This window comes from Streptomyces sp. ActVer (genome assembly GCF_027270795.1).
Lineage (GTDB): Bacteria > Actinomycetota > Actinomycetes > Streptomycetales > Streptomycetaceae > Streptomyces > Streptomyces umbrinus_A.
Genome location: NZ_JAPWHT010000091.1, coordinates 1 through 15,441, shown reverse-complemented (window position 1 = coordinate 15,441; position 15,441 = coordinate 1). Strand labels below are relative to the sequence as shown.

The 15,441-nt window shown below is 68.5% G+C and carries 13 protein-coding genes and 2 pseudogenes; 9 read left to right on the top strand and 6 right to left on the bottom strand.

Features of this window, described 5'->3' with window-relative positions:
- Positions 1–147: 147 nt before the first annotated feature.
- Positions 148–965 (top strand): annotated as a pseudogene (locus O3Q52_RS17155) (IS5 family transposase).
- Positions 966–1,111: 146 nt separating this feature from the next.
- Here the strand turns inward: O3Q52_RS17155 and O3Q52_RS17150 are convergent.
- Positions 1,112–1,432 carry a Tn3 family transposase gene (locus O3Q52_RS17150; protein ID WP_369124167.1) on the bottom strand — a complete coding sequence of 107 codons (321 nt, stop codon included), beginning with the start codon at positions 1,430–1,432 and terminating at the stop codon, positions 1,112–1,114.
- Positions 1,383–1,994: pseudogene (locus O3Q52_RS54395) on the bottom strand (ISL3 family transposase); the annotation flags it as partial. The pseudogene O3Q52_RS54395 and the gene O3Q52_RS17150, both read right to left, overlap by 50 nt.
- Before the next feature lie 335 nt (positions 1,995–2,329).
- Between O3Q52_RS54395 and O3Q52_RS17145 the strand changes: the two are divergent.
- Both O3Q52_RS17145 and O3Q52_RS17140 read left to right on the top strand, forming a co-directional pair.
- Positions 2,330–3,436, top strand: coding sequence for a hypothetical protein (locus O3Q52_RS17145; RefSeq protein WP_269649655.1), 1,107 nt, complete (start codon positions 2,330–2,332; stop codon positions 3,434–3,436).
- Positions 3,437–3,662: 226 nt separating this feature from the next.
- The gene (locus O3Q52_RS17140) at positions 3,663–5,261 is read left to right on the top strand and encodes an ISL3 family transposase (RefSeq protein WP_269649646.1); all 1,599 of its coding nucleotides are present in this window, start codon (positions 3,663–3,665) and stop codon (positions 5,259–5,261) included.
- A gap of 8 nt (positions 5,262–5,269) precedes the next feature.
- Here the strand turns inward: O3Q52_RS17140 and O3Q52_RS17135 are convergent, their stop codons facing one another.
- A complete protein-coding gene (locus O3Q52_RS17135) occupies positions 5,270–5,545 on the bottom strand; it encodes a hypothetical protein (protein WP_269649645.1) in 276 nt (91 codons plus the stop codon).
- Between the two features lie 1,348 nt (positions 5,546–6,893).
- Between O3Q52_RS17135 and O3Q52_RS17130 the strand changes: the two genes are divergently transcribed.
- A complete protein-coding gene (locus O3Q52_RS17130; protein ID WP_269649644.1) occupies positions 6,894–8,846 on the top strand; it encodes a hypothetical protein in 1,953 nt (650 codons plus the stop codon).
- Between the two features lie 73 nt (positions 8,847–8,919).
- Here O3Q52_RS17130 and O3Q52_RS17125 read toward each other — a convergent pair whose 3' ends face one another.
- Positions 8,920–9,879 carry a hypothetical protein gene (locus O3Q52_RS17125; RefSeq protein WP_269649643.1) on the bottom strand — a complete coding sequence of 320 codons (960 nt, stop codon included), beginning with the start codon at positions 9,877–9,879 and terminating at the stop codon, positions 8,920–8,922.
- A gap of 514 nt (positions 9,880–10,393) precedes the next feature.
- Between O3Q52_RS17125 and O3Q52_RS17120 the strand changes: the two genes are divergently transcribed.
- Together O3Q52_RS17120 and O3Q52_RS17115 are read left to right on the top strand one after the other, a co-directional pair.
- Positions 10,394–10,558: a hypothetical protein gene (locus tag O3Q52_RS17120; protein ID WP_269649656.1), complete on the top strand. Its 165-nt coding sequence runs from the start codon at positions 10,394–10,396 to the stop codon at positions 10,556–10,558.
- 45 nt (positions 10,559–10,603) lie between these two features.
- Positions 10,604–10,762 (top strand): hypothetical protein, encoded by a 159-nt coding sequence (locus tag O3Q52_RS17115; protein ID WP_269649642.1) that lies wholly within the window; start codon positions 10,604–10,606, stop codon positions 10,760–10,762.
- A gap of 27 nt (positions 10,763–10,789) precedes the next feature.
- Here O3Q52_RS17115 and O3Q52_RS17110 read toward each other — a convergent pair whose 3' ends face one another.
- Both O3Q52_RS17110 and O3Q52_RS17105 read right to left on the bottom strand, forming a co-directional pair.
- The gene (locus tag O3Q52_RS17110; RefSeq protein ID WP_269649641.1) at positions 10,790–11,449 is read right to left on the bottom strand and encodes a response regulator transcription factor; all 660 of its coding nucleotides are present in this window, start codon (positions 11,447–11,449) and stop codon (positions 10,790–10,792) included.
- Positions 11,450–11,518: 69 nt separating this feature from the next.
- Complete coding sequence (locus O3Q52_RS17105) at positions 11,519–13,522, bottom strand: sensor histidine kinase (RefSeq protein WP_269649640.1); 2,004 nt, start codon at positions 13,520–13,522, stop codon at positions 11,519–11,521.
- A 116-nt stretch (positions 13,523–13,638) separates the two neighbouring features.
- Here O3Q52_RS17105 and O3Q52_RS17100 point away from each other — a divergent pair, with 116 nt between their 5' ends.
- The 3 genes from O3Q52_RS17100 to O3Q52_RS17090 all read left to right on the top strand — a co-directional run bounded on the left by O3Q52_RS17100 (position 13,639) and on the right by O3Q52_RS17090 (position 15,334).
- Positions 13,639–14,334: a hypothetical protein gene (locus O3Q52_RS17100; protein WP_269649639.1), complete on the top strand. Its 696-nt coding sequence runs from the start codon at positions 13,639–13,641 to the stop codon at positions 14,332–14,334.
- 187 nt (positions 14,335–14,521) lie between these two features.
- On the top strand, positions 14,522–14,860 hold the full coding sequence (locus tag O3Q52_RS17095; protein WP_269649638.1) for a hypothetical protein: 339 nt from the start codon (positions 14,522–14,524) through the stop codon (positions 14,858–14,860).
- Between the two features lie 36 nt (positions 14,861–14,896).
- A complete protein-coding gene (locus O3Q52_RS17090) occupies positions 14,897–15,334 on the top strand; it encodes a hypothetical protein (protein ID WP_269649637.1) in 438 nt (145 codons plus the stop codon).
- The last annotated feature ends 107 nt before the right edge of the window (positions 15,335–15,441 follow it).

Below are 15,441 nucleotides of genomic sequence, written 5' to 3'. Positions count from 1 at the left end.
GCAGTTGTCGCCGTCGGCGCAGGAGGCCCTTCGACGCATTCGTGCGGGCGAGCGGTTCACCGCACGGCCGCACGAAGTGGCCTTACTGGCTCTAACAAATGCGGGTTGATCATGTGACGATCTACTTGATCGCTTGTTGATGTGGGCATGGGGAAGCGTCAGTCGCGACCGTGGATCGTGTCGGATGAACTGTGGTCGCTCATCGAGCCGTTGCTGCCCGAGCCGCCCCCGAAGCAGGTCGAGGGCAGACCGCGAGTGCCCGATCGTCAAGCCCTGTGCGGGATCTTGTTCGTCCTGCACACCGGCATCCAGTGGGAGTACCTCCCGCAGGAGCTCGGCTTCGGATCGGGCATGACGTGCTGGCGGCGCCTGGCGGCCTGGAACAAGGCCGGCGTCTGGGACCAGCTGCATCAGTTGCTGCTGAACAAGCTGCGCTCGAAGAACCAGCTGGACTGGTCGCGGGCGGTGATCGATTCCTCCCATGTCCGGGCCGCGCGCAGGGGCCCAAAAGCGGGCCCAGCCCGGTCGACCGCGCACGCCCGGGCAGCAAGCACCACATCATCACCGACGGCCAGGGGATCCCGCTCGCGGTGTCTTTGACCGGCGGAAACCGCAACGATGTCACCCAACTGCTGCCCCTGTTGGACAAGATCCCGGCAGTGGCCGGAGTCGTCGGGCGGCCGCGCAGACGGCCGGACATGCTCTTCGCCGACCGCGGCTACGACCACGACAAGTACCGACGGCTCTTGCGGCAGCGCGGCATCAGGCCCGCGATCGCCGAGCGTGGACAGCCGCACGGGACGGGACTGGGCACCTTCCGCTGGGTCGTTGAGCGGACGATCTCCTGGCTGCACGGCTTCTGCCGCTTACGGATCCGCTGGGAACGACGCGACGACATCCACGAGGCCTTCCTCGGACTTGCCGTCTGCCTGATCACTCACCGGCACGTCCAGAGGCTTTGTTAGGGCCTGTAAAGCCAAGCAGGTCGCGGGCGGGGCCGTCGGCACCGGAGTGGGAGCTGTTCGACTGACCGTGCGCGGGGACGGGCCCGTAGGCACTGAAGACCGAACTGCTCGGGAGTCCCGGCGAAGTCCTTCGGCAAGTCGGGCAGTCAGGCGGCCTGACCGAGGTCGGCGGCGGTCAGGTCCTGCTCGCGCAGCGGGGTGAAATCGATGTCGAGCGTCGGGTCGTACGCCTGAGGCTGGATGCCGAGTTCGTGTGTGCTGTACTCGCCGAACCGGTTGATGTGCTCGGTCAGGTACGGCGAGATGTGCGCCAGGTCTTCCGGGTCGATCTCCCAGCCCTCCTCCAGCAGCTGCCGCACGATCTCCGCGATGTCCAGGGCGTTGTCGTCCGACGACGCGCTCGACGGCTTCGGCGAGGTTGTGGAGCAGGTGCCAGGCGTCGGCCACTTGCCGGGCCTGTGGTGCACCGGCGTGGGCGCCGTCGCGGAAGGAGCCGGCACGGTCGCGGCAGACGACCCTTACCTCAGGGTGCTCGCGAAGCCAGGCCGCGAAAGTGTGCGCGGTGCGATCCGCGAGAACATCGACGGGGCGCCGGGTGTTCATGTCGACCAGGATCGTCGCGTAGGTCCGACCGCGGCGCACGGCGAACTCGTCGACGCCCAGACACGGGACAGATTCCGGCGCCGGGACGGGCAGTGCGCGCAGCAGGCGGAGCAGAGTGTCCTTGCCGGTGGTCACAGCCAGGCGCCCGCACAGATTGACTCCCGCACGTCCGCCCAGAAACAAGGCGATGTCCGTGAGTTGAGTGGTGAGCGCGTTCGTGCGGCGGGCATGTCGACGAGTCAGGTCCGGTATCTGCTCGGCGAACGTCCGACGCCCGCAGCTGCCGTTGCCGCACACGAGGCGACGTGCCCGCAGATCGAGTCGCACCTGACGGCCGGCGACGGGACGGTCCGCCAGACACCGCTGGTAGTAGCAGTGCACACGCGAGGATCTCCATCCACATCCCGGACAGGCGGCCGACCCCACCGTTGACCGCACAGTAAGCCGGACCTCGGTGTCCCCAAGAACCACTGCTTCTACCGCCGCCCCAACCCGCGGAAGAAGAAGGTCGGCGAGGCGAACCACATCCCCCACGCCCAGGTGATGCCCACCCACTCTTGATCGTCACCACCCCCAAATCAGCGACAGAGCCCGGAAGTTGAGCCAGAACCCCGCTTCGGGAGGCACTCGGCACATCGATGATTCGACCGGTGACACTTCCCATCGTGGCGGTGCGCGGTCCCGCGCAGCGGATGAAAAACACGTTGGCCGCTCCGACGCGGAGCTGCGACGATGCTCCCCGTTTCTCTAGCGGAGGGCATTTGCTCGTTTTCGTGTGTGCTGGGTGTGGTGCCAGGCTGACCAACCCGCTGTCTCAGGTAGAGCTGCCGGTCCATGCCCATCAAAAGTACGGGAACGGAATTCAGCTCCCGGTACTCATGGAGACGGGCACGTTTGCCGTGGAACCGGAGCCCTGGGGGCACCCGTGGCGGAGGTGGGAGGAGATCGATCCAGAGGAGGCGGCAGCCCGCGGCATCCACGCTCCGGTCTACGCCTTGTCCGGCGGCCCACCCGGCACCATCGTCATCGCACCCGGGGATACCCGCGGCACCGTGCTCATTCCGGAACAAGCCGGCGGCTACTGCTGCGGCCTCGACTGGGGTGACGGCCTCAACATGGCTTGCGAGGCGTGCGGTCTGCCCGTGGCGAACCGCATCGACGACTGCTCACTCTGGCAGGCGGTCTGGCTCGCGCCGTACGCCGTGCACCGCCTGCCCGTCGACGGCGCCGACATCGCAATCCTCTCCTGGGCGGAACTATTGGTGGAGGGGAAGGCCACGCCCCCGAGCGTGCCGATCGCGAGATGGGGCTCGCTGCTCGGGCTGGACCACTGGTGGTCATGGAGCCCGCAATGGGAGGCGGCAGCCGGCCGGGCGCTGGCCCACCTGCTGGCCGCCTCAGACGGCCGACCGGTGGCTGTCCCGCATGGCCTGACCGCGGAAGTGTTCCAACGCGCCCTCGACGTCCTGCTGCCCGCGGTCCAGCCGGCACGGCGCGCCCTCCTGGCCGGCCCCGGCCTGCCCGCCCGAGATACGGACGCCGACATAGTCATCGTGCCGACCCACCCACAGACGGGGGAAGTCTGGAGCCAGGACGGCCGGGCCGTATCGGCATACCCGGTGCCGCTGCCGTTCGGGGTGTGGATGTGGATGGCCTTCCCCGAGCCACACCTCCACCTCCCCGTCTCAGGAACCATGCCCGACGGCGTTCTCCGCGACGACCCGCCCGCGCCGCGTCCCCACCACCCGTTTCGGGCCGACCCGGGAACCTTCCAGCACACATTGGTTCGGTTGCCGGCCGTCCGCAGCCCGTGGCTGCGCGAGATCCTGGAGAACCTCACGCACCACATGCGCGCCGGCCTCTTCTGAGCCGACTGGCAGGGGGCGCCGGTACTCACTCATCGGAACTGCCGCAATCGAACAGAGCCGGCAAGTGGTGCCTCCCGAAGTGGTGAACCTCTGCCATCCGTTCTCGGGCTCTGGTCCACTCTGTGTGGCCGCGTACGCAGTGTGACTGTCGATCTTCTCGTGAGGGCGGCTGAGATAGCCCGAAAATCGCTCGGCCGGTGTGCCGTGTGGTCGACAGTGCTGCGCCGTGAACGAAGTACGGCCCTGCCTCGAGGAGTTGCTGTTCTCCTCGCTGAAGAACGTGTTGGTGGAGTCGGTCGAGATGACCGACATGGACGTCCGGATCGAGGCCCTGAGCACTGCCCGGCAGGCGACTTGCCCGGGATGCGGTTGCCTGTCGGGACGAGTACATGGCTCCTATCTGCGATTTCCCCGGGATCTGCCGACCGCGGGTAAGCCCGTCGTGGTGGCATTGCGGGTGCGCCGGTTCGTCTGTGCGGAGGGCTCTTGTCCGCGTAAGACCTTCGCCGAGCAGGTACCGGGGCTCACTCGCCGGTTCGGCCGGCGGACGGAACGGCTGCGATCGACGCTCGTCTCGGTCGGTCTCGCGCTCGCAGGCCGGGCCGGGGCCCGCATGACGGACGTCGTCGGGGCGCCGGTCAGCCGGAACACGTTGCTGAGGCTGATCGCCTCGCTTCCGGATCCGCCCACTGCCACGCCGCGTGTGGTCGGGGTGGATGAATACGCCCAGCGCAAGGGCCGGATCTACGGAACGGTGCTCGTCGACGTCGAGACACGTCGTCCGATCGACCTGCTGCCCGACCGGGAGGCCGACACGCTCGCGGCCTGGCTCGCCGAGCGTCCCGGCATCGAGATCGTCTGCCGCGACCGCGCCCCCTTCTTCGCCGACGGTGCCACCCGCGGCGCCCCGCAGGCCCTCCAGGTCGCTGACCGGTGGCACCTTTGGCACAACCTGGGCGAAGCCGCCGAGAAGTGCGTCCACCGGCATCACGGCTGCCTGCGCCCCTTGCCGGTACCACCGGAGGAACCCCAGGTGGAGCTGGAGTCGGCAGCGTCATCGCCCTGGCCGACAGGGCACCGATTCGCCGAGCGCACCCGTGCCAAGCACGCCACTATCCACGCGCTCCTCGACGCCGGACACAGCAAGCGGTCCGTCGCGCGGCAACTCGGCATGACGCTCAACACGATCCTGCGCTTCTCTCGGGCCACCACCCCGGAGGAGATGTTCACCGGGCAGTGGCAAGACCGTCCGACCAGGCTCGACGCCTATAAGCCCTATCTCCATCAGCGCTGGCAAGAAGGCTGCACCAACGCCTGGAAACTATGGGAAGAGATCAAGGAACAGGGCTACCCCCGCAGCTACGCAAGCGTCCGCGCCTACGTCAGCAGGAATCTGCGCGGCAAGCCTCAACCGGTCGGCCCCCGCCCGCCATCGGCCCGCGCCGTCACACGCTGGATCCTCACCCGCCCCGACAGACTGCCGGAATGCGACCGGATCCAGCTCAAGGTGCACTTGGCCAGCTGCCCTGAACTGACCGTGCTCGCCGAGCATGTGCGTTCCTTCGCCCGCATGGTCACCGATCTGCAGGGCGAGCGACTGCCGGAGTGGATCGAATCCGCCCAAGCGGCCGCCGACCTGCCCAGCCTCAGCCGGTTCGCCCAGCACCTCGAACGCGACCTCGACGCCGTCATCGCCGGCCTCACACTGCCCTGGAGCTCCGGCGTCGTGGAAGGTCATGTCAACCGGATCAAGATGCTCAAGCGCCAGATGTTCGGCCGCGCAGGATTCGAGCTCCTCCGAAAGCGAGTCCTGCTCTACGAGTAAGGAGCAGGTCAGGAGTCTTCCTCGACGAGGCCGAACCCCACGGGGAAGCCCTCCAGGAATTCGCGGCGCGCTGGATCCAGCTCCTCCTCGGCCAACGAGTGCAGCAGTTCGATGAGCTCGGTTCGCTGATCACTCGACAACTGCGTCACCAGGTGGGCAACGCCCTCCAGGACCTTGACCGCGTCATCCTGGTTCATCTGGTCGTCGTCGCATCCCTCAACGAACCAGAGGACATCGACCAAAGCCTCCGCCAGAGCACGGGTCAGCGACGAGTACGCAGACATCGACAGAGTTTCCCAACAGACGGCTGACAGAGTGAGATCAATCTCAGCACATGCCACTGACATCACTGTCGGTGAGGCGGCCACACAGAGTGGACCAGAGCCGACACTCGTGAACAAAGTCATTTCGTCTAGTGCTGTGCCCACATAGGTTCACCGGCATGGCGTGGCAGCGTGCCCAGTAGGCGATCCATTCCCGGGCCGCCCGTCCGTGGACGAGGCAGCGGTGGTGGGTCAGTTCCTCGCCGAGCCGCCGCGGGGGAAGCGAGGTTGTCCGGCCGTTGGTGACGGTGTGCCCGCTCCAGCCCGGCCGCCCTCGCTCCCGCTCCTGGCTGGGCCCACTCGCCACTTCGCCCGTCGGCAGTATCCGCCCCGACGGGTGACTATGGGCTGACGTGACTTGTGCAGGGTCGGCGAGCGCGCGGTCAGAACCAGCGCAGGCAGTGCGGGGGACGGTCGGCGCGGAAGAGGGAGTCAGCGAGGGTAGCCGCGCCTGGGCGGTGGGCTTGGATGTGTCCGGCACGTACGAGCGTGCTCGGGGCGGTGCCCTGCGGCTGGGGGCTGAGTCTGGTCAGCGAAGGCGGCCGTGGCGCGGATCACCGGCAGTTGCGTCGGGGCACAGTTGACTGAGCGGGTTGCCGGGCCCGGCCTTGCGAACCCGGCCGCACCGTCCGGCGCTCAGCCGAACAGCGGTGCCAGCGCGCTTTCGCCTGCGACGATCCGCCAGGCGGGCACGCGCACCGTCCGGCTCACGGGGCAGTGTTTGGCCCCATGGCCTCCGGAGGACAGTCCGGCGAGCAGGTCGCCTCGCGCGTGGGGTCGACCGATGGCACGGCACCGCCCTCACCGTGCTCGGACTCCGAGGTCTGTCCGTCCGCCTCTGGGCAAGTTTCGGCTCCTCCTTGAGGTGGGGCGTCGCCAACACCGTTACCGCTCGCAGGCGAAGGGCCTCCTGCGTCGACGGCGGCAACCGCCCTGGGGCGCCCACCAGTTCACACGCATAGGGATCAAATATCTACAACACCTACCGTTTCATCTCGATTGCACCCCAGAAGGCGGTTGTTGGGGTGACCGGCTGTGCTTCTTCGCCTCTGGAATGACCTGTTGGCCTGAATGGATTCCCGTCCGGCAAACCATGACTTTGAGCACGGTGTGTTGCGTGTGGGTGTGGTGTGGTTGCGGGCGGCGCGTACATGCCACAAATTCACAAAGGGGATTGATGAGACACTTACGTTTGTCGGCGTGGCGGCATATAGCCGTCGGCGCCGCGCTGGCGTTACTGGCGGGGGCAGGCACTGCAGCAGCGGCCCCTACGCCGCCTGCGCCCGGTGTGGGGGATTCTCCGGCGGCGGTGGCCGCGGCCGGGCCGCAGGATCTGGGGGCCATCGCGGCCGGCGGTGAGCGGCCGGTGTCGGGCAGGAACCCGTCGGCCGGCCCCAAGTTCTCCAAATCGGGCACTGTCTGGAGGGTCATCAGCCCGCAGGTGGTGCTGCGGAACACCGTGACCGACGCTGACGGCGACACCTCTAACCTGACGTTCCAGGTGTACACAACGAACGCGGACGGTACCCCGAAGGCTCAGGTCGACATCGACGGGCCGGGCGAGCACGATGTGCTGGTGTCGTCGTACGTGGTTTCGGGCGGCACGGCGAGAGTGACAGTGCCGTACGGCAGGCTGAAGACCGGCGTGCTCTACACATTCCGCACTTCCGCCTACGACGGCAGTCTCTACGAGACAGTCTGGTCGCCTTGGGCGAACTTCCGTATCGAGCCGTACGTGAAGTTCCCCGCCGCGCAGACGTCGTCGACGATCGACAAAACCGCACAGGAGATCATCGAGTTCACCCGGACAAATCCGGGGCCGGCCCTGCCGACGTTCGATGCGAACGGGGCGGTGAAGCGGGAAGCCACGCAGGAGCGCACCTGCGGCAAGCAGGACACCCAGGGGCGCAAGCTGTGCATCGAGCTGTCCCCTCCCACCGCGGAGTCACAGGTGCGCGCAAAGAAGCGTGCCGAAGCGCTGCGCACGGCTGAGGAGGCGAAGGCCCGCAAGGCTGGCAAGTCCCCTGCCGAGGCAGCCGCAGTGGCGGCTGTCGCACCTGCTGTGGAACTGGTCGACTGGTGCTGGGACAAGCCGGTCGGCAAGGACTATATGAACCGCACCGAGGCATGCCTGAAGCACATCGGGTCGGCAACGCTGGTGTTCGTCGACGCGGACAAGAATGCGGAGATCGGCTTCGCCAAGTTCGACATCGAGCAGCGGATCAAGGCGTACCCGAACAAGGGCGCGTCCGGGTCGAACTTCGCAGAGTTCGATCAGCAGATCGCCATCATGCCGGTCTCGATCGACCAGGCGCTGGAAGGCGTCACGATGAAGTGGAACGTCGGGTCGACGTGCCAGTCGTGTGTGACGTCGAGCATGAAGTGGACGGACGGACAGAACAACAACGCCGGATCGACCGCGTACTGGAACGTGGACGACGGTCCGCCGTACGGCGACCGATGGGGTCGGGTAACGACGCAGTGGAACGGCTCGGGCAAGGAGACCATCGGCCTGGGCTGGTCGGTGACCGCGACCGTGGACGCCAGCAGCACCGCAATTGCGACGGCGAACTTCGGAACCTCCGGGATCGACGAGGTAAAGGAGCTTGCGCCGCGCTGCGACGACTGGGTGGCTGGCTCGGCGCCGGGATGCGTGCTGCCGTACTTCAAGCCGACCTGGACGCTGGACACCAACAAGTACCCGGCCGCCGGGGGGTACTACTGGTATATGCAGCAGGTGATGCCCGATCACGCCGGCTCCAAGCGGTGGGACTCACTGATGCACTACTTGGGCCCGGACACCCCTGAGAAGAACAGCGCCGGCAATCCGTGGAACTCGAACAACAGCCGTGATCGCGTGTGTGACAGCACCTGGAGCGTGCACCCGTCCGATGCGTCGGTCGGGTCGGTCGACTGTGACGAGTACGCGATGGCCTCGACGCACGAGTCCGGCGGCTATCCGAAGAGCGTCAACCTGGTGACGTCGGGCAGCAAGTGCGCCCAGTTCTTCACCGACAAGATGGGCGATGCTTCGGCGAACTTCGGCCTCCACGCGGACACCCGCACGGCGACGAACGGGCCGAGCGGTACGGAGCGGTGTGGGCGTGCGGCGATCCCGAACCTGCAGAATGAGCAAGCGTTCAGCGGGTTTCCGGCCCCGACGTGGCGGCTGCTGGACGCTGACGGATTCTTCGTGACCCTTCCGGGGTTCGAACACTGCACGTCAACCGCGACTACCTGCACGTGGCGCAAGATCGGCTGACGTAGCCTGAGTGCCAGCAGGTGAAGCAGGAAGGGGGCGGCCCGCAGGGCTTGCCCCCTTCTCGCGGATACGGTCAACCGGTCAGGGGCTGCCACCGGTCTTCCAGTGCGGAGTCGATCCTGCTGCCCCAGACCAGCGCCCCGCCGACTAGGCCAGGCTTGTCCCGGGTGGCCAGGGCCGGGTGTTCGAGCATGTCGGCCGCCTCTTCCAGGTAGCTGACCAGCGTGTCGAGCTCGTCGCCGGGGCCTTCGTTGTAGCGGGACCAGCGGCCCAGATAACCGGTCGAGGCATCCAGGTACAGGCCCGAGGTGCCGTCCGCCGCGCCGTGCGAGACCACCGGAATCCAGGTTGCCTTCCACACAGTGATCCGCTCCTCCTCGGGGCGATCGGCGTTGAAGGTGTCCTCGTGGGCCTGGGCGTCCAATCGCTGCCGGTAGGCGGCTGCCGCCGCGTCCAAAGTCATCAGAGCCTCACCGCCCGGAAGACACCCCCATCCCCAGCCGTTGGGCCCGTCGTCGCCCGCCGTCAGCAGCCACAGGACGTGCAGCTCGACGGGTATCCGGATGCCGAGGTCGTCTTCCAGTGCGGCGATGGCGGCGGGGCCGGCGCCGGCGCGGAGCGCGGCGTAGGAGTCGGGGGCGTTGTGCTGGAGCCAGCCGGTGATGCGCCGCCAGGCATCGGCGACCTCCCGTACGGTAACCGCGGCGGCGGCAGGATCGGCCGGCCGCTCTTGGTCTCGGCCCTGCTCCTGGTCTTGGTCTTGGGCGTCGGTGGTGGGCTCGGTGGAGCGGGCCACTCGCAGAAACCGGATCTCGATCCGGTCCGGCTCGCGGATGTATCCGACGGACAGGTCGGGACAGTCGTCGAACATGTCGCCGTCAACCGTCACCGTCAGGACGCCGGGCAAATCCGAGGGCCGGCCCATGTCCGGGTCGTCGGCCAGCTGTCCGGCCAGGGCCTTCAACGCGTAGGGGACGTCGGCCCCGAGCCGGGCGGCGGTGTCGCGTACGTCCGGCTGGATTTCGACCTTCACAGCCTGATGCTCCTTGCTGGTCGGATGGAGGACGGTGCTCCTCACACAGTAGGCCCCAGAGCTCACCGGCAGGTGGCGCAGCGGGCCGCGCACTCTAGCAAGAGGGCCCGTATGAGACAGCTGGGCAGCGTGTGGCAAACGCCTGCGGTGCAAAGGGAGTTGTGGACCGTTACGATTGAACCGGAGCCTTGACTCCCGCGGTCTGGCGCTGTTCAGCGACGACCAGCGGAAGGCCAGCACCGCAGTCGAAGGGGGCCGCGGGACAGCCACCCGCAGCTGTGTGACGACTGCAGGCACTGGGCGCCGGAAGCGGAGCGGCAGGCCCCCGAGGACAAACGCGAGTGCCAGGAGCAGGAGCGCCGGGAAGCGGAGAGGGCTCAGACCGGCCAGAAGTTCGGCGCCGGGTCCTCCCGCTTCCGGACCTGACCTGGGCAGGCCACCCCGGCAGCGCAGGCAGGCCCACGGCGACGGTGGGCAAGCCCGCGTTGTCGGTGGCGGCTTAAAGGCTGAACGCATGGACAGCGACGATGAGCTGCTGCTGCGCGGCCGGGCCTACGGCCACGACCCCGCTCACGGCCCGCGCCCCGGCCGCGCCTACGCCGAACTGGTCGGCAGGCCGCTGGACGGCCTGTTGCTCGGCACGGCGATCATCTTCGCCCCGGTGCTAGGTACCGGCTGATCGACGCCGTAGGCCTCCAGCGCGGCCGTTCCACCGGACTCGTGCGTGAAGGGCGACCCGGTCGGAGCCGACCGGGTCGCCCAGCAGTTCAGCGTCGATCAGGCGCGTGTCTGCCTGGCAGCCGAAGAGGTCAGTAACTGCATCCGCGACACATCGGTGCCGGGCGTGATCGGCCTGGCTGCAAGGCTGCATCGCGTCTCCTGACTCCGCCCGATCCGGCCTGCTGTGGCCTCACGGCAGGCCGAGGCCTGCGTCCCGGGCCAGGGCTACGGCTTCCGCGCGGGTACGGGCGCGGAGTTTGGCCAAAACGTCGCTGACCCGGTTGCGTACCGTCTTTTCGGAGAGGGAGAGGTGGCGGGCGATGGAGGCGTTGTCCAGGCCGCGGGAGAGCAGGTCGAGGATCTGCCGCTCCCGGTCCGTGAGATGAGGGAAGGGCAGCGTGTCCCGGGCCGTGTGCGGCGAGGCGAAATGGGCGAGCACCCGCTGGGCGATGCGGGGACCGAAGATGGCCTCGCCGCGTGCGGCGCCCAGCAGGGCCCGGTGCACGTCTGCGCCGTCGGCCTCCTTCAGCAGATAGCCGCAGGCCCCTGCGCGCAGGGCCGCGAAGACCGAATCGTCGTCCTCGTCCATGGTGAGGACTACGTCCGCGACCTCTGGATGGACCGTGGTGATCCGGGCGGTCGCCTCAAGACCGCCGACCCCGGGCATGCGCAGATCCATGAGCACGATGTGCGGCAGCAGCCGTGCGGTGGCGGCAATGGCTTCGGCTCCGTCGGAGGCCTCCCCGACGACGGTGACGCCGGGCAGGTCGCCGAGTACCGTCGCCATCCCGGCCCGGAAGATGGGGTGGTCGTCGACGACGAGGACGGTCACAGGCTGCGGTTGGCTCATCTCGCCCTCTCCTGTATCGGCGTCTCCCACGGGGCGCTCGCGGGTTGGTCAGGTAGTGGCATGTGTCTCCTACTGGGGAAGCGGCATCCAAGCCTGCACCGAGGTGCCGCCGCCCGGGGCCGGGGTGATCGCCAGCCGGCCACCGACCTCCGCCGCGCGTTCGCCCATGCTGCGCAGGCCCACGCCCGCGCGGTGGCGGGGCGGGATGCCGCAGCCGTTGTCCTCGACGGTCAGTACGAGAACTCCGGCGGTGACGTGGGCGGTGAGGGCGAGACGGCCTGATGCGCTGTGCTTGAGGGCGTTGCCCACCGCTTCGGCCGCGATTGCGTACGCCGCCACCTCGACGGAGGCGGGGAGTTCGGCGCAGGCAGCGGTGACCGAGCAGCGGCAGGTGGGAACGTCGTAGCCGGCGAGCAGTTCACGTAGCGCGCCTGCGAGGCCGAGCTGGTCGAGCACGGCGGGGCGCAGGCCGTTCACGACGGTGCGTAGATCACCGACTGTCGTGCGCAGCCGGTCCCGTACCACCCTGATGGCGTCCGCGAGCCCGGGGTCGGTGGCCCTGCGGGCCAGGGAGTCCAGTTGGTGGGCGGTACCGGCGAGGGAGGGGCCGACGCCGTCGTGCAGGTCGGCGCGGAGCCGGCGGCGTTCCTCCTCCCGGACGGCGACGATGTGGGCCCGGCTGCGGGCCACGTCCTCGACGAGCCCCGCCGCGTACGCGAGGGTCGCGGCCCGCGCCGCGACCTCCTCGGCCGCGGCCCGCTGCTGCGCGGTCCAGGGTTCGGCCGGACGCCGTCGGCCCAGGTGAAGTTCGCCGACCCGGCGGCCCAGCGCCAGGCAGGGCACGGTCCGCCAGCCCGCACCGGGAACGGGTATGCCGGAGGTCGCCGTCACGGCCGGTCCGGTGAATGCCGCATACGGCAGGCGCAGGGCGCGGCGGAGCTCGTCGACCAGGAGTCGCATGGCCTCGGCCGGTTCCGAGGCGGGGGCGAGGTGGCGGCCGACGCGGGCCATCACCGCGTACGGATCGTGGCGGTGTCCGAACAGCAGCCGGTCCACGGCCGATTGGACCGCCCCCCGCCCGGCTGCCGCAAGAAGCGCGGCCGCGGCAATCGCCGCCGTGCCGCCAAGCGAACCCGGCGCGAGGGTTCCCACGCCCGCGACGACAGCCAGATAGACGCCGAGAACCAGTCCGCTCAGCACGATGAAGACGATGGCCCGGCCGAGTACCACCTCGACGTCGTAGAGGCGGTGGCGCAGCATCGCCACGGCGATACCCGCCGGCGGGCCGAGCAGCCCGACCACCATCAGCAGGTCGCGCAGCAGCTTGGGTTGCCCGGCGGTGAAGCCCACGGCGGTGAGCGCGAGGGTCATCAGGAGACCGCCGAGCATCAGCCACTGCAGCTGGGAGCGCTCCACGCCGCGTGCCGCACGGGTGCGTAACACGATGAAGAAGCAGGCCGCGGCGGTGCCGGCGGCCATACATGTGGCGGAGGACGCGTACATGACGACGTGCAGCCACTCCCAGCCCTGTATGCCCAGCGGGTTGGCCAGGGCGGGCACCGGATCGGTGCCGCTCGGACGCAGCATCGCGGCGAGGGTGCCGGTCGTGGCGACGGCGATGACGGTCCACGCGAGGATCCGGCGCGGGCGGGTGCCGAGCCGTCCGTACGGGAAGAGCAGCGGCACCAGAGGGGTCGCGAAGTAGTAGCCGACGAACCCCCAGCACCCCAGCCAGGCCCCGAACTGCCAGCCGGGCAGGGGGTGTTCGGCGACCAGCTGTGAATACCCGGCGTAGTAGGTGAGCAGGTGGTACGGGCCGATCAGCGCGGGCGCCAGCATCGGCCAGACCAGCCGATTGTGCGGCTGGACGCGGGCCACCGCCGCGCCGAGCAGTGGCCACACCGTGCCCAGCACCAGATCGCTCCAGAACAGCTCGCTGAGCTCGATCTGCCGGGACAGCACTGCGTGCGCCGGCACGGTGGCAACGCAGCTCGCGGCGCCGACTCCCGCGACGGCGTACGCGGCACGGCGCAGCGCGCGGTCCCGTCGGCTTCCTCGGTCCCCCCGGCCCATGTGGACATGGTGGCGTACGGATATCCCGGGCGAAAGGGACTGGTGTCCCTGTCGCCCGGGACCCCGCCGCGTGGACAGTGCTGCTCAACCGTTCACATCCAGGGGAGCTGAGAGTCATGGCAGCAGTGGATCCGGGAGCAATAGCCGGCGCGGTTCGGTCCGGCGGCGGCAACGGACGGGCCAAGTGGCCGCTCTATGGGGTCGCGGCAGGCCTGCTCGGTGTCGTTGCCACGCTCATCACCGATCCGCGGACGGGCGTCGTGGAGACAGATCGCGTCGACGCGTCCATCCTGGACGAGGTCTCTCGCGGTGCCGCCCACCTGGGCCTGGTGGCGGGGTTCGCCACCGTCGCCCTCCTGCTCGTACTGGCGGCGGCCTGGCGCCGGCAGGTGGAACCGCGGGTGCCGGGCAGTACGGCGGCGCATGTGGTGAGCGGCGCGCTGACGGCCTCGGCGGCCGGGCTGACGTACGGATACGGCTGGAAGGGAGCGCTGGCCATCTATCTGCCGGCGGGCATGAACGGAAAGTCCTTCAGCGACGACGGCCTGTTCGTGTACTTCATGCTCAATGACTTCGGGGGCTACATCGGCTGGCTGGGTGTGATCGTGGCGGCCGGGGCGATCGCGTGGATGTCTCTGCGCGAACGCACGGTATCGCGCTGGATCGGCGTGCTGAGCCTGCTGCCGGTACTGGCGGTGACGGTCTTCGCGGGGGCGACCGGACTCCCCGGCTTCCAAGGCGTGGTCGGGCCGGTGTGGCTGCTGATCGCGTTCGCCGGACTCGCGGCCGGACGCAGCACGATCGTCCGCTGAGTGCCCTGCTCCGGAAGGGGCGTGCAGCGGTTCGGACGTAAAGCCTTTCCGCGACTGATGATTCAGGACTCACCGGATGACACGCCCCTCACAGACCGAGGCTCTGCCCCGACGAGCGGGATCGCAAGGACCCACCCATCAGCCACCCGGTGAAGCACCGGCTGGCCACCGCACGGAGGACACCACTATGCCCACCGCACGACTGCTGACTCTCACCTGCAACGCCACCGAGGACTGGACTGGGGACGACGAGATACTCATCAAGGTCTTCGGCACCCGCTACGGCGAGGCCTACCGACCCATGAACAACCATCAGACCTGGGACATCAACCTCGACGCCCCCTTCGGCACCAACTCGCGGATGCGTATCGAGGTCTGGGACAAGGACCTCGGCTGGTGGCTGGACCCCGACGACCTGCTGGGCGTGCACTACGTCAACGCCTCCCAGGCCGGAACCGGGCAGAAGTCGGCGGAATTCAACGCCGACGAGGCCAGCTACACCCTCGTCTACGAAGTGGTGGCCTGACCCGTCAACCGACCAGCCAGAAAGGAGCACATGAGCATGGCCACTGCAACAGAGCACGACAACTGGCCCGTGGTGTCCCTCGAACTCGCCAAGCGGGTCCCGCTGAACGCCGGCGCGGTAGACGGCCCCCTCCTCACCACCCCGACACCCCTCTTCGTCGGGGCGAACAGCATCGACATGGCATCGGTCGGCGCCGGTGCGCCCGGCGTGACGGTGCGGACATTCTGGTGGGGCTTCCACCTGCAGATCGACCACGCCACACTGCGGAAGATCCTCGACGCAGCGGACACCGTCAACGAACTGGTGGTCACCGTCGGCGGCACCATCCCCAGCCCCGTGCAGCCGTGGATCCTGCTGATCGGCCTGTTCGTCGCTGGTACGCACGAGGCGCTGCGCGCCCTCGACCGAGGGCAGGGCATCTACATCAGCATGAGCTGGTTCGCTCCGGGCGTCTTCGTGCCCACCTCAGTCTGAACAAACAAGCCACCCCTGCGGCCCGGGTTTGACATAATTCGGCAGCCTGGAGCTCTGAATCTGGGGTTTGACCTGCGCAGACATGGGTGGGAACGCCTGGAGGGCGC

Coding starts and splice junctions, on each gene's coding strand:
- O3Q52_RS17135 (WP_269649645.1), bottom strand. CDS start 5,545: ATGTCTGCGTACTCGTCGCTGACCCGTGCTCTGGCGGAGGCTTTGGTC.
- O3Q52_RS17120 (WP_269649656.1), top strand. CDS start 10,394: ATGGACAGCGACGATGAGCTGCTGCTGCGCGGCCGGGCCTACGGCCAC.
- O3Q52_RS17110 (WP_269649641.1), bottom strand. CDS start 11,449: ATGAGCCAACCGCAGCCTGTGACCGTCCTCGTCGTCGACGACCACCCC.
- O3Q52_RS17105 (WP_269649640.1), bottom strand. CDS start 13,522: ATGGGCCGGGGGGACCGAGGAAGCCGACGGGACCGCGCGCTGCGCCGT.
- O3Q52_RS17100 (WP_269649639.1), top strand. CDS start 13,639: ATGGCAGCAGTGGATCCGGGAGCAATAGCCGGCGCGGTTCGGTCCGGC.
- O3Q52_RS17095 (WP_269649638.1), top strand. CDS start 14,522: ATGCCCACCGCACGACTGCTGACTCTCACCTGCAACGCCACCGAGGAC.
- O3Q52_RS17090 (WP_269649637.1), top strand. CDS start 14,897: ATGGCCACTGCAACAGAGCACGACAACTGGCCCGTGGTGTCCCTCGAA.